This is a genomic window from Brevibacillus fluminis, from assembly GCF_052072235.1.
GTDB lineage: Bacteria > Bacillota > Bacilli > Brevibacillales > Brevibacillaceae > Brevibacillus_D > Brevibacillus_D fluminis_A.
In genome coordinates this window covers 3,961,344-3,982,500 of sequence record NZ_CM125436.1, presented here as the reverse complement: position 1 = coordinate 3,982,500, position 21,157 = coordinate 3,961,344, and the positions used below count along the sequence as shown (strand labels likewise).

Annotated in this window: 20 protein-coding genes, 15 tRNA genes and 1 rRNA gene (1 of these 36 running past the window's edge); 31 read left to right on the top strand and 5 right to left on the bottom strand. The window is 53.1% G+C overall.

The window, feature by feature from the left end:
* From ACTID9_RS19865 to ACTID9_RS19790, 16 genes are all read left to right on the top strand, one after another.
* Window positions 1–595, top strand: a 23S ribosomal RNA gene (locus tag ACTID9_RS19865); it begins 2,334 nt to the left of the window's first position.
* Between the two features lie 60 nt (window positions 596–655).
* Window positions 656–730 (top strand) — tRNA-Asn (locus tag ACTID9_RS19860).
* Between the two features lies 1 nt (window position 731).
* A tRNA-Thr gene (locus tag ACTID9_RS19855) sits at window positions 732–807 on the top strand.
* Between the two features lie 8 nt (window positions 808–815).
* Window positions 816–892 (top strand) — tRNA-Glu (locus ACTID9_RS19850).
* 8 nt (window positions 893–900) lie between these two features.
* A tRNA-Val gene (locus ACTID9_RS19845) sits at window positions 901–976 on the top strand.
* A 217-nt stretch (window positions 977–1,193) separates the two neighbouring features.
* Window positions 1,194–1,270 (top strand) — tRNA-Met (locus ACTID9_RS19840).
* Between the two features lie 76 nt (window positions 1,271–1,346).
* Window positions 1,347–1,423: transfer RNA gene (locus tag ACTID9_RS19835), tRNA-Asp, on the top strand.
* A 21-nt stretch (window positions 1,424–1,444) separates the two neighbouring features.
* Window positions 1,445–1,520, top strand: a tRNA-Thr gene (locus tag ACTID9_RS19830).
* 12 nt (window positions 1,521–1,532) lie between these two features.
* Window positions 1,533–1,617 (top strand) — tRNA-Tyr (locus tag ACTID9_RS19825).
* 30 nt (window positions 1,618–1,647) lie between these two features.
* Window positions 1,648–1,723, top strand: a tRNA-Lys gene (locus ACTID9_RS19820).
* A 17-nt stretch (window positions 1,724–1,740) separates the two neighbouring features.
* Window positions 1,741–1,827: transfer RNA gene (locus ACTID9_RS19815), tRNA-Leu, on the top strand.
* Between the two features lie 57 nt (window positions 1,828–1,884).
* Window positions 1,885–1,960 (top strand) — tRNA-Gly (locus ACTID9_RS19810).
* 3 nt (window positions 1,961–1,963) lie between these two features.
* A tRNA-Arg gene (locus ACTID9_RS19805) sits at window positions 1,964–2,040 on the top strand.
* An 8-nt stretch (window positions 2,041–2,048) separates the two neighbouring features.
* Window positions 2,049–2,125 (top strand) — tRNA-Pro (locus ACTID9_RS19800).
* A 30-nt stretch (window positions 2,126–2,155) separates the two neighbouring features.
* Window positions 2,156–2,243 (top strand) — tRNA-Leu (locus ACTID9_RS19795).
* A 6-nt stretch (window positions 2,244–2,249) separates the two neighbouring features.
* Window positions 2,250–2,323 (top strand) — tRNA-Gly (locus ACTID9_RS19790).
* 32 nt (window positions 2,324–2,355) lie between these two features.
* On the opposite strand, the gene ACTID9_RS19785 is transcribed toward ACTID9_RS19790, so the two are convergent.
* Window positions 2,356–3,504 carry a sensor histidine kinase gene (locus ACTID9_RS19785; RefSeq protein ID WP_441066622.1) on the bottom strand — a complete coding sequence of 383 codons (1,149 nt, stop codon included), beginning with the start codon at window positions 3,502–3,504 and terminating at the stop codon, window positions 2,356–2,358.
* Window positions 3,505–3,676: 172 nt separating this feature from the next.
* On the opposite strand from ACTID9_RS19785, the gene ACTID9_RS19780 reads away from it, so the two are divergent.
* The 6 genes from ACTID9_RS19780 to ytfJ all read left to right on the top strand — a co-directional run bounded on the left by ACTID9_RS19780 (window position 3,677) and on the right by ytfJ (window position 7,864).
* Window positions 3,677–4,336: a TerC family protein gene (locus ACTID9_RS19780; protein WP_441066621.1), complete on the top strand. Its 660-nt coding sequence runs from the start codon at window positions 3,677–3,679 to the stop codon at window positions 4,334–4,336.
* Window positions 4,337–4,411: 75 nt separating this feature from the next.
* Window positions 4,412–4,972 (top strand): YkoP family protein, encoded by a 561-nt coding sequence (locus ACTID9_RS19775; protein ID WP_441066620.1) that lies wholly within the window; start codon window positions 4,412–4,414, stop codon window positions 4,970–4,972.
* An 18-nt stretch (window positions 4,973–4,990) separates the two neighbouring features.
* Window positions 4,991–6,169 (top strand): MGDG synthase family glycosyltransferase, encoded by a 1,179-nt coding sequence (locus tag ACTID9_RS19770; RefSeq protein ID WP_441066619.1) that lies wholly within the window; start codon window positions 4,991–4,993, stop codon window positions 6,167–6,169.
* A gap of 69 nt (window positions 6,170–6,238) precedes the next feature.
* A complete protein-coding gene (locus tag ACTID9_RS19765; RefSeq protein WP_122918436.1) occupies window positions 6,239–6,439 on the top strand; it encodes an alpha/beta-type small acid-soluble spore protein in 201 nt (66 codons plus the stop codon).
* A 155-nt stretch (window positions 6,440–6,594) separates the two neighbouring features.
* Window positions 6,595–7,263 (top strand): DUF2953 domain-containing protein, encoded by a 669-nt coding sequence (locus tag ACTID9_RS19760; protein WP_441066618.1) that lies wholly within the window; start codon window positions 6,595–6,597, stop codon window positions 7,261–7,263.
* Between the two features lie 109 nt (window positions 7,264–7,372).
* Window positions 7,373–7,864, top strand: a complete 492-nt coding sequence (gene ytfJ / locus ACTID9_RS19755; protein ID WP_441066617.1) for a GerW family sporulation protein — start codon at window positions 7,373–7,375, stop codon at window positions 7,862–7,864.
* 65 nt (window positions 7,865–7,929) lie between these two features.
* On the opposite strand, the gene fliD is transcribed toward ytfJ, so the two are convergent.
* Window positions 7,930–9,195, bottom strand: coding sequence for a flagellar filament capping protein FliD (gene fliD / locus ACTID9_RS19750; protein ID WP_441066616.1), 1,266 nt, complete (start codon window positions 9,193–9,195; stop codon window positions 7,930–7,932).
* Window positions 9,196–9,350: 155 nt separating this feature from the next.
* Window positions 9,351–12,797: a pyruvate carboxylase gene (pyc, locus tag ACTID9_RS19745; protein WP_441066615.1), complete on the bottom strand. Its 3,447-nt coding sequence runs from the start codon at window positions 12,795–12,797 to the stop codon at window positions 9,351–9,353.
* A gap of 246 nt (window positions 12,798–13,043) precedes the next feature.
* On the opposite strand from pyc, the gene ACTID9_RS19740 reads away from it, so the two are divergent.
* From ACTID9_RS19740 to ACTID9_RS19700, 9 genes are all read left to right on the top strand, one after another.
* Window positions 13,044–13,859, top strand: coding sequence for a lipid II flippase family protein (locus ACTID9_RS19740; RefSeq protein ID WP_441066614.1), 816 nt, complete (start codon window positions 13,044–13,046; stop codon window positions 13,857–13,859).
* Between the two features lie 85 nt (window positions 13,860–13,944).
* A complete protein-coding gene (locus ACTID9_RS19735; protein ID WP_441066613.1) occupies window positions 13,945–14,460 on the top strand; it encodes a hypothetical protein in 516 nt (171 codons plus the stop codon).
* Between the two features lie 69 nt (window positions 14,461–14,529).
* Window positions 14,530–15,051 carry a thiol peroxidase gene (tpx, locus tag ACTID9_RS19730; protein ID WP_441066612.1) on the top strand — a complete coding sequence of 174 codons (522 nt, stop codon included), beginning with the start codon at window positions 14,530–14,532 and terminating at the stop codon, window positions 15,049–15,051.
* Between the two features lie 146 nt (window positions 15,052–15,197).
* Entirely contained in the window at window positions 15,198–16,079 is an 882-nt protein-coding gene (locus ACTID9_RS19725; RefSeq protein WP_441066611.1) for an RluA family pseudouridine synthase, read from the top strand.
* 53 nt (window positions 16,080–16,132) lie between these two features.
* Entirely contained in the window at window positions 16,133–17,068 is a 936-nt protein-coding gene (locus ACTID9_RS19720; protein WP_441066610.1) for a fumarylacetoacetate hydrolase family protein, read from the top strand.
* 27 nt (window positions 17,069–17,095) lie between these two features.
* Window positions 17,096–18,259, top strand: coding sequence for a homogentisate 1,2-dioxygenase (locus ACTID9_RS19715; RefSeq protein WP_441066609.1), 1,164 nt, complete (start codon window positions 17,096–17,098; stop codon window positions 18,257–18,259).
* A 27-nt stretch (window positions 18,260–18,286) separates the two neighbouring features.
* Entirely contained in the window at window positions 18,287–18,901 is a 615-nt protein-coding gene (locus ACTID9_RS19710; protein ID WP_441066608.1) for a flavin reductase family protein, read from the top strand.
* 234 nt (window positions 18,902–19,135) lie between these two features.
* Window positions 19,136–19,468, top strand: a complete 333-nt coding sequence (locus tag ACTID9_RS19705; RefSeq protein WP_441066607.1) for a PspC domain-containing protein — start codon at window positions 19,136–19,138, stop codon at window positions 19,466–19,468.
* 151 nt (window positions 19,469–19,619) lie between these two features.
* Window positions 19,620–19,769 (top strand): hypothetical protein, encoded by a 150-nt coding sequence (locus ACTID9_RS19700; protein ID WP_441072766.1) that lies wholly within the window; start codon window positions 19,620–19,622, stop codon window positions 19,767–19,769.
* A 56-nt stretch (window positions 19,770–19,825) separates the two neighbouring features.
* Here the strand turns inward: ACTID9_RS19700 and ACTID9_RS19695 are convergent, their stop codons facing one another.
* Window positions 19,826–20,287 (bottom strand): DinB family protein, encoded by a 462-nt coding sequence (locus tag ACTID9_RS19695; RefSeq protein WP_441072659.1) that lies wholly within the window; start codon window positions 20,285–20,287, stop codon window positions 19,826–19,828.
* A gap of 23 nt (window positions 20,288–20,310) precedes the next feature.
* Window positions 20,311–21,054 carry a type I methionyl aminopeptidase gene (gene map / locus ACTID9_RS19690; protein WP_441066606.1) on the bottom strand — a complete coding sequence of 248 codons (744 nt, stop codon included), beginning with the start codon at window positions 21,052–21,054 and terminating at the stop codon, window positions 20,311–20,313.
* Window positions 21,055–21,157 lie beyond the last annotated feature (103 nt).

Below are 21,157 nucleotides of genomic sequence, written 5' to 3'. Positions count from 1 at the left end.
CGGAAATCATTCGTAGAGTGTAAAGGCACAAGGGAGCTTGACTGCGAGACCTACAAGTCGAGCAGGGACGAAAGTCGGGCTTAGTGATCCGGTGGTTCCGCATGGAAGGGCCATCGCTCAACGGATAAAAGCTACCCTGGGGATAACAGGCTTATCTCCCCCAAGAGTCCACATCGACGGGGAGGTTTGGCACCTCGATGTCGGCTCATCGCATCCTGGGGCTGAAGTAGGTCCCAAGGGTTGGGCTGTTCGCCCATTAAAGCGGTACGCGAGCTGGGTTCAGAACGTCGTGAGACAGTTCGGTCCCTATCTGTCGCGGGCGTAGGAAATTTGAAAGGAGCTGCCCTTAGTACGAGAGGACCGGGGTGGACATACCGCTGGTGCACCAGTTGTTCCGCCAGGAGCACAGCTGGGTAGCTATGTATGGACGGGATAAGCGCTGAAAGCATCTAAGCGTGAAGCCCCCCTTGAGATGAGATTTCCCACAGAGTCAATCTGGTAAGACCCCTCATAGACGATGAGGTTGATAGGTTCGGTGTGGAAGTGCGGTAACGCATGGAGCTGACGAATACTAATCGGTCGAGGGCTTATCCACAACAATCCATAGCAATGACTTGCGTATCCAGTTTTGAAGGAACAACCTTCAACTGAATATTCCTCAGTAGCTCAATGGTGGAGCAACCGGCTGTTAACCGGTAGGCTGGCGGTTCGAGTCCGTCCTGAGGAGCCATGCTCCTGTAGCTCAGTCGGTAGAGCGTTTCCATGGTAAGGAAGAGGTCGCAGGTTCGATTCCTGTCGGGAGCACCATCTAGTAAGGCCCGTTGGTGAAGCGGTTTAACACAGCAGCCTTTCACGCTGTCATACAGGGGTTCGAATCCCCTACGGGTCACCATCCATTTCGGAGGCTTAGCTCAGCTGGGAGAGCATCTGCCTTACAAGCAGAGGGTCGGCGGTTCGATCCCGTCAGCTTCCACCATTCGTTTCACTCATCGGTGTATGCAGCGGATCTCACCGCAAGCGGTTCACCCTTTGCAGTGAATCGAGGAGTATTGCTCGGGTACAACTGATCTGGCTGCGCGCAGAAGCAATTCGACGCAGTATCGCCAGTAGGAAGCGATCCCGTCAGCCTCCACCAGATACATCAAAATGTACCTAGATACATATAATATGTATCAGGCATAAACCCTAATCGTCGCGGGATGGAGCAGCTCGGTAGCTCGTCGGGCTCATAACCCGAAGGTCGCAGGTTCAAATCCTGCTCCCGCAACCAAATTTTCTCCTTGTTTTGCTCCGAACATACTTTTTGTCAAAGTAAGATCGTAGTTTCTGCAGGGTGGAGCAAATATGGAGCTGTGGTGAAGTTGGAGTTCACGCCGGTCTGTCACACCGGAGGTCGCGGGTTCGAGTCCCGTCAGCTCCGCCATTTTTACAACCAATATCATATGCCGGTGTAGCTCAATTGGTAGAGCACCTGACTTGTAATCAGGGGGTTGTGGGTTCAAGTCCTATCGTCGGCACCATTTGTCAAAGTTGGGGAGATAGCGAAGTGGCTAAACGCGGCAGACTGTAAATCTGCTCCCTCTGGGTTCGGCGGTTCGAATCCGTCTCTCCCCACCATTACTTTGATGAACAAGTGCCATACAGTTTGAGCCATTAGCTCAGTTGGTAGAGCATCTGACTTTTAATCAGAGGGTCGAAGGTTCGAGTCCTTCATGGCTCACCAGTTTTTTTGAAAAATATGCGGTCATGGCGGAATTGGCAGACGCGCTAGATTCAGGTTCTAGTGGTGGCAACACCGTGGAGGTTCAAGTCCTCTTGACCGCACCAAATTTTTCCTCATGCTAAACAGGAAAAAGGATTTCAATCGCGAAAATCTTAAAACATGCGGACGTAGCTCAATTGGTAGAGCGTCGCCTTGCCAAGGCGAAGGTCGAGGGTTCGAGACCCTTCGTCCGCTCCATATGTGCCCTTAGCTCAGCCGGATAGAGCGTTTGACTACGAATCAAAAGGTCGGGAGTTCGAATCTCTCAGGGCACGCCATTATTTGTCGGGAAGTAGCTCAGCTTGGTAGAGTACTTGGCTTGGGACCAAGGGGTCGCAGGTTCGAATCCTGTCTTCCCGACCAGTTTTGCTAAAAGGCAGAATCGTGCGTTTTGCCGGGGTGGCGGAATAGGCAGACGCAACAGACTTAAAATCTGTCGGGAGTTTCTCCCGTACCGGTTCAAGTCCGGTCCTCGGCACCACAACATGCGGGTGTAGTTCAATGGTAGAACTCCAGCCTTCCAAGCTGGTCGCGTGGGTTCGATTCCCATCACCCGCTCCACTTACATAAGACAAGGTAGAGGATGATCTCCTCTACCTTTTTTGGTATTCATCGACTCTCGGCAGCGAAATGACGAAACGGGTAACCTCCAAAGCCGATTCGCAGTGGATGGTGCCTTTATGCTTTTCTACAATGTTTTTGCAGATCGATAAACCGATGCCGGTTCCGTTCGCTTTGGTCGTAAAGAACGGTTGGAACAATTTGCCGAGAACCTCTGCAGGAATCTTTTCGGCGTTGTTCTCAACGGCCAACATCACCCGGTCGGCTTTTGGGGCAACGACAAGGCGAATCTGCTTGTCAGATGAGTCCTGCACGGCATCGATCGCATTGTTTAACAAATTCAGCAGCACTTGCTTGAACTCTTCTTTATTGCCAGCGACCACACAGGGAGTAATTTGCGTTTCATAGGAGATATTGTCATTCAGCAGCCGGGGAATAAGCAAACACTCGACATCATCGACAAGTTCTTCAACGGAAACCAACTCCGTCACATCGGTCAGCAACGGCTTTTTGGAAAAGCTCAAAAAGCCTGTGATCTGCCTGTTGAGTGAAGAAAATTCATGCATGACGACCTCAACGTAACTCTCCAAATCAGCTTTTCCTTCCGCTGACTCTTTGATCAGCTTCAAAAATCCTTCGATGGCACATAACGGATTGCGCAGCTCATGGGCCATATTCGCCGCCATTTTCCCCAAGATCGTTAATTTGTCATGATGCAATTCCGTGATGAACTCCTCTTGATCCTCCCGATGCTGTTTCATTGATTCTTCGTAAAAGTGAACCGAATGTACAATCGCGTCATCCATGGTTTTCGTTAAGTGTGCTTCTACAGTCGTGAGCGTTTCCTGGCTAAGGCATGCACCAGGCAGCAATGGGCGGACAACGTGCCAAAACGCATAGCGATAACATTGATAAATGCGCACGATCGTTGAAAGGGGGTAACGCTCGGACCAGAACAACCGACTGCTCTCCCGGACATGCTGGTGAAACTCGGTTTCCGTATCTGCAAGTAAGGAACGCGCTAGTAAATGAGTAAAATGATTGGCAACATCTACCGAAATGTCACCGTAGGGAAGGTCATGTTCACGCAAGGATGCGAACCAGTTCTTTGTAACGGTCGTGGCAAGAAACCCAATCCTGTGTGCAAGCTCTTCAAGTGGAAGCGACATGGATACTAGCATTAATAAATCACCCCAGATTAAGGCTAATAGATTTTGGGAATATTTGCAAGAAACTTTCTTCCTGCGTCTTCCTGACCATTCCGTCTTGGAGCTGATGAAAAGTCGGCAATGGACATGTACCCCCTTCTCACCGCATAGAGTAAAAAGGAAGATGTAAGCATGGGGGTTTCCGATGGACGGGCAATTCTGGACAGGGTTCTTGCAAATTCTCTTGATTGATCTCGTGTTGTCAGGCGACAATGCTGTGGTGATTGGCATGGCATGCCGAGGATTAAAAAAGGAGGATCGGAAGCGGGCCATATGGCTTGGGACGTTGGGAGCAATTTTGCTGCGCGTCCTTTTTACCGGCATGATGACGTGGATGCTCGACATCCCGCTGGTAAAAGCGGTGGCAGGGGCACTGCTGCTTTGGATTGCGCTGAAATTGCTATTCGAAACGGAAGCGGAGACCACGGAGGTCTTGCAAGGTGGCACGGTGGGGCAAGCCGTGAAGACCATCATTTTGGCCGATTTTATCATGAGTCTGGACAATGTGCTGGCGGTAGGGGGAGCTGCGGATGGTGATTTTACCCTGGTGCTCCTCGGATTGGGGATCAGCATTCCGCTGTTGATGTGGGGAAGCGCAGTCGTTGCCCGAATGATGGGGCGTTTTCCGATATTGGTGGCCATCGGGGCAGCCATTTTGGCTTATACGGCAGTGGAAATGTGCCTGGAAGACCCGTATGTCTGGCGGCTGACCAATCCGTATATTTTCAATCAAGCTGCACTGCCCGCATTGGTGGCAGGGCTTGTCTTTATCATCGGCAGGATGAAAAAAACAAAATCGGGGTGAGCCTGGAGACAATTTTGGGAAATACTAAAACAAGCTGGCAGCACTGGCTGAAATGAACGGAAAGGGCAGATTGTAATGTCGGGTTCATTGGTGATTTGGGGAATCTGGGATGCCGTGTATCAGCGCTGCACCCGGCTGCGATATATCGAAAAGGGACGAAACATTTTTCGCATCGTTCTGCTGCGCTATCGCGGGGAGACACTGACGACCTCAGATAATCGGCAAATTCGCGCGGGCGACTTGATCCTACGCTTGCACATCCATAATTATCGCTTTGCCTGTGAGTGCAAAGGAATCGAGGACGACTTGAAGCTGGTGCTGTTGCTTCGCCGGCTGGTCGCCAATTCCATGCCACAGCTTGCCGAGTATCTCGCAGCGCTGCCGCAGGCAAACGAGATCAAGGGGATCGTCGGCACGACGACGCTCAACAAAGGTGTTCAGCAACTGGGCTTCTCGATTGCGGATGTGCCGGCAAACTGGTTTTACCGTTACAAGCACTGGTACTTAAAATTTTTACTGCTCTTGATACACCGGGACGGCTGGAATCGGATGAAAAATTACAACCAGCGCACAACGCTCAGCCGGGTTTACATGTCAAAAGAAGAACTCCTGCGCCGATACTTGCCGTCTTCCTAACGAGGAGTTGATCTGTGGATGGGCAAAAATGTCCTGATTGTAACAGAAGAATGGGCCGGGAGCGGTCACTACATGGCGGCGATCGCCCTGCAGGAAGCGTTGCTTGCCGAGTCGTGCGAGGTTCGTCTGATCGGGGGGCTTGGCATCGCCAGCCCCATGCTGCGGGAGCTGTCGCGCTCCAGCTATTACGCCAGCTTGGCGCATTTTCCCGCGATGTGGGATCATCTGTACAATCGGAATGTGTCGGCCATAAGCAAAGCTTTGCAAAAGCCGCTTGCCAAAGTATTGGGCAAGCGGCTTTTGGAGCGGGTGATCGAACAGCAAAAGCCGGACGCCGTGATCAGCACGCATGCTTATTGTCTCAGCGCTTTGGCAGAAGCCAAGAAAAGGGCGAGCAAGCCTTTTTGGCTCATCGGCATTTTGACCGATTTTCACGTTCATCCGTATTGGCTCCAGCATGGCATTGATTTTTATAATGTTGCCCATCCCAAACTGGCCGAGCAAATGAACAGGCAGGGTGTGATTGAGCCTGATCGGGTGAAGGCGTATGGAATTCCGTTGCGCCCATCGTTCCAGGGAAACCGGCAGCGTAACAAAAAAGAGTGGAAAAAGCAGGTCGGAATCGCCCCTGACCAATTCATGGTCCTCATCTGCGGCGGGGCGGACGGGTATGGCGATATGGTGAGACTGGTGGAGCGTTTGTGGCGGATACAAGATCCGCTTACCATCGTCGCGGTGACGGGAAAAAACGAACCGCTGCTGCGGCTGCTAACGCAACGATTCGCCCGCACACAGCATGCTCTCCATCAGCTGCATGTGTTCGGCTATGTGCAGGAAATGTGGAGGTGGTTGGGCGCTGCTGACGCCGTGATCACCAAGGCGGGTGGCTTGACGTGCTCAGAAGCGCTGGCGATGCAAACCCCTTTGATTTTGTATCAGCCGCTCCCGGGCCAAGAGAAGCAAAACCGCCGCTTTCTCATCGAACAGGGGCTCGCCCTGCAGGCGGACACAGAAGAGGAGGCCGCACGCATTGTCATGCGACTGCAGCGCAATGACCCGGATCATCGCCTCATGATGGAGCGGATGGAACGGTACGATTTGCAAGATTCCGCATCGCAGATCGCGAAATGGCTGACCACGATGGAGGGTCGTAAAGGCGAGACATTTTATAGCCAAGCTGGAAACATTTCTCCATAATTCACTGTGCATGAATAAACAGGCCTTCACACATATTAAACCTACAAACAGCGAGGAGGTGAAAAGACAATGGCTAACAACAACAGCGGTAACAGCAACAACCTGCTTGTACCTCAAGCGAACCAAGCTCTGGATCAATTGAAGTACGAGATCGCTTCCGAGTTTGGCGTTCAACTTGGCGCGGATACGACTTCCCGTCAAAACGGTTCGGTTGGTGGTGAAATTACCAAACGTTTGGTAAGCTTTGCTGAATCCCAACTGTCCCGCTAACCGCATACTTGGATGAGAGGCCTCCCTTTGGGAGGTCTCTTGCTGTTACCACGAAACGAATATCAATTCGTAACTGGGGCTTCCCCAAGGTCTATATTCTTGATGAAGATAAAATTCCTTCATTCGACTCATACTACAGTCGAGGAGGGATTTTTTTGTTAGCTTTGGTGATTGTTGGCGTGTTCGTGCTGGTCGTGGTTCTGCTCTGCTTGACCACGCTGCGCATCTTTTTGACATATGGCCGCATCGGCGAAAATGATCATCTCGTCATGGAGATCACAGCGTGGCGCAAGCTGTTTTATTACAAATACGAGATACCTCTGTTGAAAATGGGTAACGGAGATGAGGGGGTGGAGCTTTCCGCCCATGTAGAAAAGGCGGGAGAACAATCATTCCATGAGGATAAAAAGAAGCTCACGCCTCCAAAAGTAAAGCGTTGGTACGAAAACTACCAGATTTTGCTGCATGACATTCGTGATTTCCAACCGATTTTCAGGCATTTTCTCAAGCGGATACGCTGTGACAAGTTCGAATGGCATACCCGGATCGGGCTGGGAGAAGCGGGGGCGACAGGTGCGTTGACAGGGCTTGCCTGGGGGATCAAAAGCAGCATCATTACCGTTTTCTCGCAGTATGTTCTCTTGCGCAGCGTACCGAAGCTGAGCGTACAGCCTGTATGGAACGATCAGCTGGTGCAGACCCAGTTTCGCTGCATTTTGCATTTTCGGCTGTACCATGTATTTGCTGCGGGTGTAAAGCTCCTTGTCAAATTGAGCAAAAAGCGGGACTGGAAAATTTTGTTCCCGATTCCCTTCCGGACATGAGGGGCTGCTAAAGTTGGGTACATACGACAGCGCGTTTGCGGGGAAGATAACGATACTAACAGACATAGCTGGTGACTGACATTCGAGTGCGAAAGGGAGGAAGAAAAACATGAACGACCATCCGATTCAAGGCATGATGAAAACAGCAATGGAAAACTTGAAGCAGATGATTGATGTGAATACCATCATCGGCGACCCGGTGGAAACGCCGGATGGCAGCGTCATTTTGCCGATTTCCAAAGTAGGATTCGGTTTTGCCGCAGGAGGGAGCGAATTCGAATACCATCGTCACCACGGGCCAGGCGATCATGGGCATGGCGATACGAGCTATCCGTTTGGCGGAGGGAGCGGGGGGGGCGTTTCGATTACGCCTGTAGCGTTTCTCGTCGTAGGGAAACAAGGGATTCGTTCCATTCCGTTGGAAAGCCAAACCCATTTGTATGACCGCATCCTCGATTCGGTTCCGACCATTGTCGATCGCATCCAAGGCATGTTCGCGAAAAAGAATCCGGATGTGACGACGACCACCAATGTGACAACACACCGCATTGTTACAGAGGTAAATGAACACGATTTGGATGAACTGATCGATCGCAGCTAAGCGAAAAGGTATGCCCGCTATTTGGAGCATACCTTTTTTGTATAAGTACAACCGCGGCTTTTTACTTAAAACGCCTGATTGTAAAAAAGTCCGGTGTTCGCCGCTTGCTGCAAGAAGAGGGCGGAGAACGAGTAAGCCGTGTATGGATTTGTGGTATCGGCAAACGTGGAGGGCTGGGTGAGCGCTACCAACGGCGTTTCGCGCAGCCGGTCCGCTTGCTTTTTGATGATGGCGGCAAGCCCGTTTTCTTGGCCGACCATCTGTTCCACCGTTTGGTAGCGATCTTTCATCGCTGTAAGAAGCGCGTCTTCATTCAGGGCAAATGTCCCGTCCTGATTGCGGATAATACCGATTTGGGAGAGCTGCGGCTGGATGGACCGGGTCAGCCGGTCCCATGTTTGTGTCAGATCGAAGGGAAAAGCGGCAGCACGGGATTCCAATTTGTCGTGGAATCGGTTGTACGCATCCAACAGCTCCCTGGTTTGCTTCACGATGGCGTCGCGGTCAGAGCTGATGGACACCGATACGGGAGACTCCGTCGTCTGCGAAAAAGTCAGCTCGATTTTGCCGCCATCGATTGCGACGGTGTTGCTTCCGGCTGTGAATGATTCACCGTCGAGCTTATAGCGCGCATCTTCGGCAGCGGCTGTCGTATGGTTCAAATCGGTTGCAGCGATCGCATTGCCGATCACGTCCGCAAGCGAAAACGATCGATCGGTCCCTGGCTTGTTTGTCGTCAAAATGAGCTGCGCAGTACCCGTTCGGCTATCGGTCCGCACACTCGCCTTGACACCGGCGCGCTCTGTATTGATCGCTTTTGCGATGCGGTTCAAGCTTTGCGCATTTGAATCGCTGGCGGATGCGATCACCGAAATCAGATGCGACTTGCCGCCTACAGTCAAGGTGAACTGGTTCATGCCGGTTTGCACATTGCTTTTCTCTTGTGCGACGAGGGCAAGACTTTGGTTGACCTGCGCTTTGGCAAGCGAGGCGACCTCAACTTCAACGGGATGGCTCGTATCGAGAGCACCCTTCATCGCTTGTGCTGATACTTTCGCAGCATCGGAAGAAATCGCCTTCCGCTGATTCAGCAGGCTGGTTTGATTTTTTTGCAGAAGGAGAGCGGCTGTCGTGCCGAGCGAGTCCGCTTCCTGGTACAGCTCTGCGGCAAAGCGGGCAGTCGTCTGCTTCCATTCGGCCTCTTTGGCTGCCAGTCTCTGCGTAGAGTAACTCGTTTGCGGGAAAGTCGAACCGCGCAAAGACGCTTGCAGCATCTGAAACGTATAGCGTTGGAGCGGCTGAGACCGGACGAGCGATTGAATCGGGAGCATCTTTTCATCCCTCCTTTACTCGAAATACCGTTCGTGAATATTCTGGCAAAATTATACCTGATTTACGATGGCTGCTCAAGCAAAAATCAGCAAAAAATAAGTCAAAAGACCGGGCGCTACGAAGTAACGCATCGGTCTTTTGGTATGATTGTTTCTTATTCAATTTCAATCAATAGGTCGGAAGCTTCAATTGTATCGCCGGCCTTGACGTGGACAGCGATCACTTTGCCATCCAGAGGCGACTGCAGCGTCGTTTCCATCTTCATCGCTTCGCTGACCAAAATGTGCTCGCCGCGTTTGACTTTGTCACCCGGCTGCACCAGCACCTGCAAAACTTTGCCCGGCATGGTGGCGCCGACATGGTGCGGGTTTTTGTGGTCGGCCTTCAAGCGGCTTTTCACCGTGACTTGTGCGGCGTGATCGCGCACTTTGATCTCCCGTGGCTGACCGTTCAATTCAAAGTACACGATGCGGCTGCCGTCCGGGTTCAGATTGCCGATCGCGATCAGCTTGATGATCAGCGTTTTCCCGCGCTCGATGCTGACGGCGGTTTCCTCGCCAGGTCGCAGTCCGTAGAAGAAGGTGCCGGTCTCCAAAAAGGAGAGGTCCCCGTATTCCTTCAAGCTGGCATCGTACTGCAAAAAGACTTGCGGATACATGATGTAGGAGAGCACGTCAAGCTCGGACGGCTCACGGCTGATTTTCGCTGCCAGCTCTTCTTTGACAGCAGCGAAATCGATCGGAGCGAGCAGCTCGCCCGGACGAGTGGTGAAGTAATCGCGCCCTTTCAAAATCAGCTCCTGAAGCTGTTTCGGGAATCCGCCAGGCGGCTGCCCCAAGTATCCCTGGAAAAACTGGATGACCGAATCCGGGAAGTCGAGACGCGCGCCTTTTTCAAAGATGCTCGTTTCCGTCAGATTGTTTTGGACCATGAACAAGGCCATGTCGCCGACCACTTTGGAGGAAGGCGTGACTTTGACGATGTCGCCAAACATGTTGTTGACGGTGGCATACATCGCCTTGACCTCGTCCCATCTGCCTTCCAATCCGACCGCTTTGGCCTGCTGGTGCAGGTTGGTGTATTGGCCGCCCGGCATCTCGTGTACGTACACTTCCGTATTGCTCGTTTTCAGGCCGCTCTCAAAGCCTTGGTACAACGGGCGCACGTCTTCCCAGTAGTCGGACAGCTTGTTGAAATTCGCCAGCGACAGTCCCGTATCGCGAGGCGTGCGATCCAAAGCGGCGATCAGTCCGTTCAGGCTTGGCTGCGAAGTCAGGCCGGAAACGGAGCTGACGCACGCGTCCACGATGTCGACGCCAGCCTCGACCGCTTTGAGGAGCATCGCTCCGCCATTGCCTGATGTGTCGTGCGTATGCAAATGGATCGGAATGCCGATCTCTTGCTTGAGCGCCGAAATCAGCTCATACGCTGCATAAGGCTTCAAGAGGCCCGCCATGTCCTTGATGGCGAGAATGTGCGCGCCGGCTTTTTCCAGCTCTTTGGCCAAATTCACATAGTAGCCGAGGTTGTACTTGGTGCGGTTCGGATCGAGAATGTCGCCGGTATAGCAAATGGCCGCCTCGGCGATCTTGCCTGTTTCGCGCACGGCTTCAATGGCGGTTTGCATGCCCGGCAGCCAGTTCAAGCTGTCGAAAATGCGGAACACATCGATTCCGTTTTCCGCAGACGCTTTGACGAACGCCTGGATCACATTGTCCGGATAGTTGGTATAGCCGACCGCATTGGCTCCGCGCAAAAGCATCTGGAACAGCACGTTCGGGATGCGCTGGCGCAGCAGTTGGAGGCGATCCCACGGCGACTCCCGCAAAAAGCGCATCGAGGTGTCAAAGGTTGCGCCGCCCCACATTTCCAGCGAGAACAAGTCGGCTCCGAGCTTGCCGGTCGCTTCTGCAACGGCAACCAAGTCGTAGCTGCGAACGCGGGTGGCAAACAAAGATTGGTGTGCATCGCGGAACGTCGTATCGGTGACCAGCACCTTGTTTTGCTCCTTGATCCAGCGAACCAATCCGTCCGCACCTTCGCGATCGAGGATTTGCTTGGTCCCATCGGGATACGGCAGCGAAAACGGTGTTTTCGGAATGCGCGGGAATTCAAAATGCGGCTTTTTCTCGACTTTTGGCAAATCGGGGAAACCGTTCACCAACGTGTTGCCGATGTAATTGAGCAGCTTTGTGCCGCGGTCCTGGCTGCCGGGGAAGCGGAACAGCTCCGGCTTTGTATCGATAAAGGACGTATCGTATTGACCGCTCAAAAAGTCGGCATGCGTGACGACGTTTTCCAGGAAGGGCAAGTTCGTTTTCACCCCGCGGATACGGAATTCGCGAAGCGTGCGCAGCATTTTACGGGCAGTTTGATCAAAAGTTGTCGCATATGTGGAAATTTTCACTAATAAGGAATCGTAAAAAGGCGTAATGGTCGCGCCCGCATAGCCGTTGCCGCTGTCCAAGCGGACGCCGAAGCCGCCGCCGGAGCGATAGGCGAGCAGTCTGCCCGTATCGGGAACGAATCCGTTTTCCGGATCTTCCGTCGTGACGCGGCACTGAATGGCGTAGCCGGTATGCTTGATCTGGGCTTGCGCCGGAATGCCGATGACCGGACTGTGCAGGGAGTGACCTTCTGCTACGCGAATTTGCGTCTGAACGATGTCGATGCCGGTAATCAATTCGGTGATGGTATGTTCAACCTGGATGCGTGGATTCACTTCAATGAAATAAAAGTTGTTGTCGGGCGTCAGCAAAAATTCGACGGTACCCGCATTGGTGTAGCCTGCGGTTTTCATCAAGGTAAGAGCGGCCTGGCAAATGGCTTCGCGCAGCTTGTCGCTTACGCCGACGCTTGGCGCGACCTCGACGACCTTCTGATGGCGGCGCTGAATCGAACAATCGCGCTCATACAGATGGACGATGTTGCCGAGTTCGTCACCGATAATTTGGACCTCGATATGCTTTGGTTTTTCCAGATAGCGCTCCAGATAGACGGCTGCGCTGCCGAAGGAGGAGCGTGCTTCCGACCGTGCGCGGTCGAGCGCTTCCTGCAATTCGTCCTGGCTGCGCACGATGCGCATGCCGCGTCCGCCGCCGCCGGAAACGCCTTTGATGATGATCGGATACCCGAATTCCTTGGCGAACAAGAGCGCTTCCTGCAGCGTTTCGATCGGCTGCTCGGTGCCGGGAATGATCGGGATTCCTGCCTGCATGGCGAGCTTGCGGGCTTCGACTTTATCGCCGAATTTTTCAATCAGTTCAGAAGAAGGGCCGACAAAGAGAATGTTTTCCTCCCGGCAGCGGCGGGCGAACGCAGCGTTTTCCGCCAAAAAACCGTAACCGGGGTGAATGGCATCGATATCGTTGCGCTTGGCGATTTCGATGATGCTTTCGATGTCGAGATAAGCCTCGATCGGACCTTTGCCGGCGCCGACGAGGTACGACTCATCCGCTTTGAAACGGTGTGACGCGACGTTGTCCTGCTCGGAGTAAATCGCGACAGTACGGATGCCCAGCTCGGTGGCAGCGCGGAAAATGCGAATCGCGATTTCGCCGCGGTTGGCAACAAGCAGACGGTTAATTTTTCTCTGTTCCACTTTCTCTCCCCCTAATTCATCTATCTTGAAAAACGGTAGTACAATTATCAATATACATAATTCCGGTTACATTCACACTACCAATTTTCAGAATTGTTTTGCCCGCGATACGAAAATTGCTCAGAATAATTGTTTTTTTAGTCAAAAGTTGATTCTTTCAGTTGCTTGCCCCATGATAGAAAAGGTATTATGCAGGAGTGGCGATAAAGGATAAGCGCCGCTTGTTTTGGAAAAGGGGAAGAAAGTGTGAAACTTGTCATCGTTTTGGTGGTTACGGCACTAATCAGCATGATCGAGACCGTCTCCTATTCAGCTCGCCTATCAGGAGCGCGGACAGGTCGGATCGGCACCTCCACCTCATTGTTTAATATTTTGGTCGTATTTTCTCGCTTTGCGGTTATGCTTCAGCTGTTTTTTCTCGCCTCGGTCGTGGAAGAGGCGATCAACAGCCATAACGTGGACGGGCTGGATGTAAAGCTTCATTATGTGCTGCTTTCGATGAGCGGCGGAATTTTGCTCGGCATGCTGTTTGTGCCGACGGTTGCCCGCGTGCTGGAGATCGGGACTTACAAGCTCGATGAGCACGGGAGTTTTCCGCGCATCATCATGTCGGAAGGAATTTTGCGGATTTTGCTTCGGCTTCCGTCGCAGTTTTGGCTGCCGGCGATTCGCTCCAACCTGCGCCAAATCCGCACGGTCAAGCTGGGCTATACTTTTTTCGTCCTGAATGCCGCGATCTTTTCCTTCTACTCCATCGCCAATCTGTCCGCCCTGTTCGCCGGTGCGATGATGCCGAACGACCGGCTGCAGGCAAGCATGCTGGCATCCGTAATCAATGGAGTGGGGACGATCCTGCTGGTCATCTTCGTCGATCCGATCAGCGCCAAGCTGCTCGATGACGTCGTGATGGAAAAGCGGCCGCTCCGCGATTTGAAGGCGTCCATCTTCCAGCTGGGGCTGGGCCGGCTGCTCGGTACGTTCATCGCGCAGCTGTTGCTATGGCCATTCGCCAAGTTCATCTCGTGGATCGTCTGGGTCAGCAAGCACGGATTGTTCGGCTGATGCCAACAGCGCGTCATAAGCGGCAGCGGCGTTGAATAGTGCGCATCTCTCTGGTGCAAACTGGGAATGAGAGGAGGCGTGCGTCGTGGAACTGCTCGATGTTGAACCAGCCCGCATATGGCGGCTGTTGATTCCGGCTGCGAACTGGCTTTATACGGATGAAGTGCCAGAGGACGAACTCATTTTTCACTATCGCAAGCATGTTTATTTTGTACATGAAGATGGCGCGGTGCTGTCCATTCCCGCTCCGGATCATCTGGAGCGGCTTGAGCTGGAAGATTTGTATGATCTTCTGGCGGAATCAGAGGATAGCCATGATTTTGACGATGAAGGCGTATTCGATACGTTCTCGGTGTTATCGCGGATGGGGTATCTGGTTCCGACGAAGCATGAGGGGGATCGGCACCACTATCATATTGAAATCGTCAACACGATGAAGCCGGACAGCTTGTCGGTGTGCTATGATCTGGAGCAGGTCAGCTTTGAATTCGCGCTGTATCATGCCCTGATGCGCTGCCATGAGCTTAACGAACAGTGCGATTGGGATTATGAGCACGAAATAAAAGAAATAAAAGAAGTTGCTTTTTCACAGTTAGGATAGTGTAAAAGTAACAAAGATGCGTTATGATGATAAACGTACATATCATTCTTGCAAAGGAGGTTGTCTGCTATGACAACTCAAGTAGAACGCACAGGCGTTGTTACCTTTAAAGACCAGCCTGTAACTCTGATCGGACCAGAAATCAAAGTCGGCGACAAAGCGCCGAATTTCACTGTTTTGGGCAACGCCCTGAATCCTGTTACGCTTGACGATTCCAAAGGAACCGTGCGCATCATCTCCGTTGTTCCATCCCTGGACACAGGCGTATGCGATCAACAAACTCGCCGTTTCAATGAAGAAGCGGCTCAACTGGAAGGCGTGTCGATCCTGACGATCTCCGTTGACCTGCCATTTGCCCAAAAGCGCTGGTGCGGCGCTGCTGGCATCGACAAAGTCGAAACGCTGTCCGACCACCGCGACCTTTCCTTCGGTACTGCTTACGGCGTAGCGATCAAAGAATTGCGCCTCCTGAGCCGCGCGGTATTCGTCGTGGATGCCAACGATAAAGTGGTGTACGTTGAATACGTACCGGCTGTGGGCCAACATCCGAACTATGAAGCGGCGATTGAAGCAGCGAAAGCAGCAAAATAATCGGCTTCCACGCCAAAAACCGTCACAAGCTCTGCGGAGCTTTGGCGGTTTTTTCATTTTGACGGGGCCAAGCGGCGTGCATTGAACAAAACCGCTGCTTTCTACTATACTAGCGTAAATAGAAGAGAAAAGTTGCGGAGGATGGCATGGAGAAGGTGTTGGGTTTTACCGCAGGTGAGCGGCAGCAAGGAAAGACGGTGCGGGATGTCCTGCAGCAGGAGTACGGGGTGTCCCGCAGGTTGCTGATCCGCGCCAAGCATGAGGGGCGCATTTTGGTCAATGGCAGCGATGTGTACGTCAATCATGTGCTGAAGACCGATGACGAGGTAATCGTCATGGTCGAGGAAGAGACAGCGGAGACGATCCCGCCGCAGGAGATGCCGATCGAGGTCCGCTTTGAGGACGAAGATTTGCTGATCGTGGCAAAGCCGGCAGGACTTGTCGTACATCCGACGCGCACACATGAGGATGGCACGCTGGCAAACGGCGTCATCGCCTATTGGCTGGCAAACGGCGAGGAGCGCAAATTCCGCCCCGTCAACCGTCTTGATAAAGACACATCGGGCCTTATGATCATCGCCAAAAATCAATGGGCACATGAGCAGTGTTCGCGGATGCAGAAAGATCGTACGATATTGCGTACGTATGTCGCGGCTGTGCACGGCATGGTTGAGCAGGAGGAAGGGACAATCGATGCGCCGATCGGACTTGCCGATCATTCGATCATCGAGCGAACGGTGAGAGCCGACGGGCAGCCCGCGCGAACGCATTATCGCGTCCTCAAGCGGGAGGACGGCTATACATGGGTGGAACTCCGTCTGGATACGGGACGCACCCATCAAATCCGCGTGCACATGTGCTACCTCGGGCATCCGCTGTTAGGCGACGACCTGTACGGTGGAAAGCGCGACTTGATCGGCCGGCAAGCGCTGCATGCATGGCGGCTGGAATTTAGCCATCCGCGCAGCAAAGAGCGCCTCTGCTTCGAAGAGCCGCTGCCGAACGACATGAGACTACTGGAAAAATGAAACCATTTCGGTTATGCTAAAAGTGCTTTCACAAACTAAAGGAGGTGATACAGGTGAAGCTTGTCTCCTACAGACCAATGGATAATGACGCGATGCCATGGCGCGCCGGGCTTTTGGTGGACCAGGCGGTGATCGACATCAACTGGGCGATGCCCGATGCACCGTCCACCGTGCTGGAGCTGCTGCAAAGCTGGGCGGTATGGCAGCCTGCCTTGCAAGCGCTTTCCCTCGATTGTCATGAGTATGAACCACTGTCGCTTGAACAGGTGCGCCTGGGATCGCCGCTCACTCGCCCGAACAGCTTCCGCGATTTTTACGCATTCGAAGCGCATGTCAAGACGGCGCGTGCCCGCCGGGGGCTGGACATGGTTCCCGAGTGGTATCAGTTTCCGGTCTTTTATTTTTCCAACGCCTCTGCCTTTCTCGGGCCGGAAGAGCCTGTCGTCAAGCCGAAAGCGACGGAATGGCTCGACTACGAGCTGGAGGTCGCCTGCGTGATCGGCAAGGGCGGCATCGACATCGCGGTTGAAGATGCAGAGGAGCATATCGCCGGCTTTTGCATCCTTAATGATTGGAGCGCCCGCGATTTGCAGCGCGAAGAAGTGAAGGTCGGTCTTGGTCCGGCAAAAGGCAAGGACTTTGCCACCTCGATGGGGCCGTATTTGGTGACGCTGGACGAATTGGAAGATGTGCGGACGGTTTCTGCGTCAGGAAGCAGGTTCAATCTGCCGATGATTGCGAGAGTGAATGGCAACGAGTATTCGCGCGGATCGTTGGGCGACATTCATTATACGTTCGCTCAATTGGTGGCGCACGCTTCCGCCGACTGCATGCTGCATCCTGGCGACGTGCTGGGCTCCGGCACGGTCGGAACCGGCTGCATCCTGGAGCTGGGCACGGAGCGCTATGACTGGCTCAAGCCGGGAGATGTCGTCGAGCTGGAAGTGGAACGCCTCGGGATCTTGCGCAATACGGTCATTGCCAAATGAGATGGGGAACGGAAAGAGGGAGAATGCATGCCATTTTATCAACGCATGGGCGAAGTGCCGCACAAGCGGCACGTAACCTTTTTTAAGCCTGACGGAACCTTGTACCGTGAGCAGGTGATGGGAACGAAAGGATTCTCTGGCATCCAGTCGATTTTGTACCATCATAATCCGCCGACACAAGTGCGTGCGACGAAAAAATTCGCGGACCGGACGATTGAGTACGTGACGCAAGAACATCTGAAGCACCAGCATTTTCTGACGTTCGATTTGCCGCCGGGCGGCGATCCGGTTACAGGCCGGCAGTATTTGTTGGGCAACAGCGACGTCGTCATGGGCGTCTGCATCCCGACCGAGCCGATGGATTATTTTTACCGCAATGCTGATGGCGACGAAGTGCTGTTCGTGCATCAAGGCGAAGGCGAGCTGCAGACCGTTTTCGGAACGATTGCGTATCGGCCCGGCGACTATTTGGTGATTCCGATCGGTACCACGTACCGCATCGTCCCGGCAGACGAGAAAAGCCGCTTTCTGGTAATTGAAGCTTCGAATGAAATTGTACCGCCGAAACGGTATCGGAACGAGCATGGTCAATTGTTGGAACATTCGCCGTTTTGTGAACGGGATATTCGCGTGCCGGAGCGGCTGGATACCCATGTCGAGGCAGGCGAGTTCGAGGTGCGGGTCAAGCGGAGCGATGTGATTTACAGCTATCAGTTTGATTTCCATCCGCTCGATGTGGTGGGCTGGGATGGCTACCTGTATCCGTATGCGCTCAGCATCCACGATTTTGAGCCGATCACCGGGCGCATTCACCAGCCGCCGCCCGTGCACCAGACGTTTGCCGGACCGAATTTCGTCATCTGCTCGTTTGTTCCGCGGCTGTACGATTACCATCCGCAATCCATCCCGGCGCCGTATTTCCACAGCAATGTGGAGAGCGATGAGGTGCTGTACTATGTGGATGGCAATTTCATGAGCCGCAAAGGCGTGTATGAAGGATCGATCACGCTGCACCCGATGGGCATTCCGCACGGGCCGCATCCAGGCAAAATCGAGGCGAGCATCGGGAAAACAGAAACGAAGGAATTGGCTGTCATGCTCGACACGTTCCACCCGCTCCATGTCACCAAGCAAGCGCTGGCGATCGAGGATCAGGGGTATATGTCAAGCTGGCTGCCGACAGAATCGTAAAGGCAGAGGAAACAGGAGGAACAGCGCGTGGAAATCAACACGAGCGAAATTAACCGCCAAGAAAAATACAAGCTGCTGATTGGCAGCGTTTTGCCAAGGCCGATCGCCTGGATCACCTCGGTCAGCGAAGACGGAGTCGTCAACGCGGCGCCATTCAGCTATTTTAACGTCGCCTGCATCGAACCGATGATGGTTTCCATTGCAGTCATCCGGAAGCCGGGCGGTGCCTGGAAGGATACAGCGCGCAATATTTTGGAAACGAAAGAATTCGTCATCAATATGGTGGATTGCCACAACGTGGACGCTGCGAATCAAAGTTCGGCAGACTATCCGCCGGGCGTCAGTGAGGTGGACGAAATCGGGCTGACGAAACAGCCGTCTGCACAAGTGAAGGCACCGCGCTTGGCCGAGGCCAGGCTCCATTTTGAATGCCGGCTGCACCAGGTCGTACCGCTCGGCGAACCGGCTACATCGGATTTGATCATCGCCGAGGTCGTTCACGTGCATGTCGCCGATGAACTTTATTACGACGGCAAAATCGATGCCAAGCAACTCGCGCCTGTAAGCAGACTGGCGGGCCATTCCTATGCCACACTCGGTGAGCTGTTTGACCGCCCGCGCCCGCTTTACCAACCCAAATAAGATCGCTTGACCGCTGCAGGCCGCCACCTGCGCGGTCTTTTTTCTTTATTGTAGCAGAAAAGAAAGGCACGTAAAAGCGTTAAAGCGCCGAAGGTGGCTCGTGAACCAGGATCTCCGCCTCGGGACGGAGGCGAAATCCCTCCATGGACAGTTATGGCCAACAGGCCGATTTGCTATCCTAGTAGTAGAGAAACGAACAGTTCAAGTACAGGAACAAAGAAAGGTGAATGTGAGATGAATCGACTCTATCGTTCGGGGTATGACAAGAAATTGTTTGGGGTATGTGGAGGGGTGGCGCAGTTTTTGCGAATCGACTCCACGCTGGTTCGTCTGGGTGTGATCGTATTGACCATCTTTACCGGAATCCCGATCCTGATTTATTTGGCGATGGCGATGATCGTGCCGAAAGAGCCGACATGGGTGAATCCGATGAGCGAGTTCGGCGGCGAATACAGCCATAATCCGTATGCGAACATTGATAAAGAAATGGAACAGCTGGAAAAGCGTGCGATGCAGCAGGAGATTTACCGGCTGCGTGCGGAGCTGGCGAAGTACAAGGGGTTGTAATGGGTACGTGGAACTAAGGCTCCGCCAAAAACGCGAAACCAAGTTTTCTAACCCGAAAGTGTAAACAATTGGAACTTCCTGCATAACATGTAACGTAGTTGTAGCATGTTACATAGGGAGGGAACAACAAGTGTATCTCGGTGTGTTCGACATGAATCATCGTCTTGAGCAAACTCGCAAAGTTTTGCGTGAGAAGCAACGCCTTATGCAACTGATCGAGGATGATATCCGCGAATTGGAGAAAGACGTGCAGGCGCTGGAAGAGATGATGGGCAGTGTCACGATGAAAAAGGTTCGTTAACAAACGAAAGAAGCAGTAAGCCGTCATGACGAGGCTTACTGCTTTTTTTCTTCGCATTATCGTCCGAGGAATGCGTCCATCTGCTCACGGTGATGCAGATCGTGGTCGATCATCCCTTCGATGTAGCGGGCGAGCGTCATTTCCCGATCCCCGATGTAATATGGGGCAGCGAACGACTCCTCGCTATGCGTGCGGAGCTTGTCAAGCAGCCGGGAGCGAACGTCCACCCACTGGTCGAGCAATTCATCGCGCGTGACGCCGGAGCGCGCATAACGCGCTGCATCGCCATTCATTGTTTCCACATCGACGGGAGCGGAAGCAAGCTGCTTGCCCGGTGCGATATGGGGCAGGCGAACGTCCAGGATGAAACGATCCCAGGCGATCAGGTGGGATACGGTTTCGGCAATGCTCCATTTGCCGTCCTTCATTGGTGAGAGCCATTGTTCTTCGGTGATTTGTCTCGCTGCATTGGCCCATGCGATACTCGTTTCATATCGCTGCAAAATCTCCTCCATCATAGTCAATCACCAATCTCTCTCTTTTATTCGGTCAAAATGAGCGGGCCGTTTGACGTAATCGCGATCGTGTGCTCATACTGTGCGGAGAGGGCGCCGTCGCGTGTCCGTGCAGTCCAACCGTCATCATCAATTTTGGCATGATAGGTGCCGAGATTCAACATCGGTTCGATCGTGATGACCATTCCTTCTTTCAGGCGGGCGCCTTTTCCGGCAGGGCCAAAATGCGGAACGTACGGATCTTCATGCATGCTTTGCCCGATGCCGTGTCCGGTGAAATCGCGGACGACGGCCAAGCCATTGGCTTCGGCGAACTTTTGGATCGCATGAGAAATGTCGCCGATGCGGTTGCCATCGACGGCTTGCTCGATTCCGATGAACAGCGCTTTATGAGTAAGGTCGAGCAGACGACGCGCTTCTTCGCTGACGGTGCCGCAAGCGTAGGACCATGCAGAATCAGCCAGCCAGCCGTCTTTGTTCACGACCATATCGATCGTTACGATGTCGCCGTCTTTCAGCGGCTCCTTTTTCGGGAAGCCATGGCAGATGACATCATTGACAGATGCGCAGGTTGCGTATGGATAGCCATGATACCCTTTCTGTTCCGGGGTGGCGCCGTGCTTTTGCAAAAAGCTCTCGACGAACTGGTCGATTTCCCAGGTAGTGATGCCAGGGCGAATCAGATGGCGAATTTCTTGGTGGCAGGCAGCCAAAATTTTGCCCGCATCCCTCATTTTCGCGATTTCGGTTTCCGATTTGATAACAATCATGGTGAAAAGCTCCTTCCTGGTTCCACGGCTTTCATTTTGTTAGCATATGTTTGAAAGGCCGACATTGATTCTTGGTTCACTTTATAAGATAATAAAGGGTATT

Coding starts and splice junctions, on each gene's coding strand:
- ACTID9_RS19785 (WP_441066622.1), bottom strand. CDS start 3,504: ATGCTAGTATCCATGTCGCTTCCACTTGAAGAGCTTGCACACAGGATT.
- ACTID9_RS19780 (WP_441066621.1), top strand. CDS start 3,677: ATGGACGGGCAATTCTGGACAGGGTTCTTGCAAATTCTCTTGATTGAT.
- ACTID9_RS19775 (WP_441066620.1), top strand. CDS start 4,412: ATGTCGGGTTCATTGGTGATTTGGGGAATCTGGGATGCCGTGTATCAG.
- ACTID9_RS19770 (WP_441066619.1), top strand. CDS start 4,991: ATGGGCAAAAATGTCCTGATTGTAACAGAAGAATGGGCCGGGAGCGGT.
- ACTID9_RS19765 (WP_122918436.1), top strand. CDS start 6,239: ATGGCTAACAACAACAGCGGTAACAGCAACAACCTGCTTGTACCTCAA.
- ytfJ (WP_441066617.1), top strand. CDS start 7,373: ATGAACGACCATCCGATTCAAGGCATGATGAAAACAGCAATGGAAAAC.
- fliD (WP_441066616.1), bottom strand. CDS start 9,195: ATGCTCCCGATTCAATCGCTCGTCCGGTCTCAGCCGCTCCAACGCTAT.
- tpx (WP_441066612.1), top strand. CDS start 14,530: ATGACAACTCAAGTAGAACGCACAGGCGTTGTTACCTTTAAAGACCAG.
- ACTID9_RS19725 (WP_441066611.1), top strand. CDS start 15,198: ATGGAGAAGGTGTTGGGTTTTACCGCAGGTGAGCGGCAGCAAGGAAAG.
- ACTID9_RS19715 (WP_441066609.1), top strand. CDS start 17,096: ATGCCATTTTATCAACGCATGGGCGAAGTGCCGCACAAGCGGCACGTA.
- ACTID9_RS19705 (WP_441066607.1), top strand. CDS start 19,136: ATGAATCGACTCTATCGTTCGGGGTATGACAAGAAATTGTTTGGGGTA.
- ACTID9_RS19700 (WP_441072766.1), top strand. CDS start 19,620: ATGAATCATCGTCTTGAGCAAACTCGCAAAGTTTTGCGTGAGAAGCAA.
- ACTID9_RS19695 (WP_441072659.1), bottom strand. CDS start 20,287: ATGATGGAGGAGATTTTGCAGCGATATGAAACGAGTATCGCATGGGCC.
- map (WP_441066606.1), bottom strand. CDS start 21,054: ATGATTGTTATCAAATCGGAAACCGAAATCGCGAAAATGAGGGATGCG.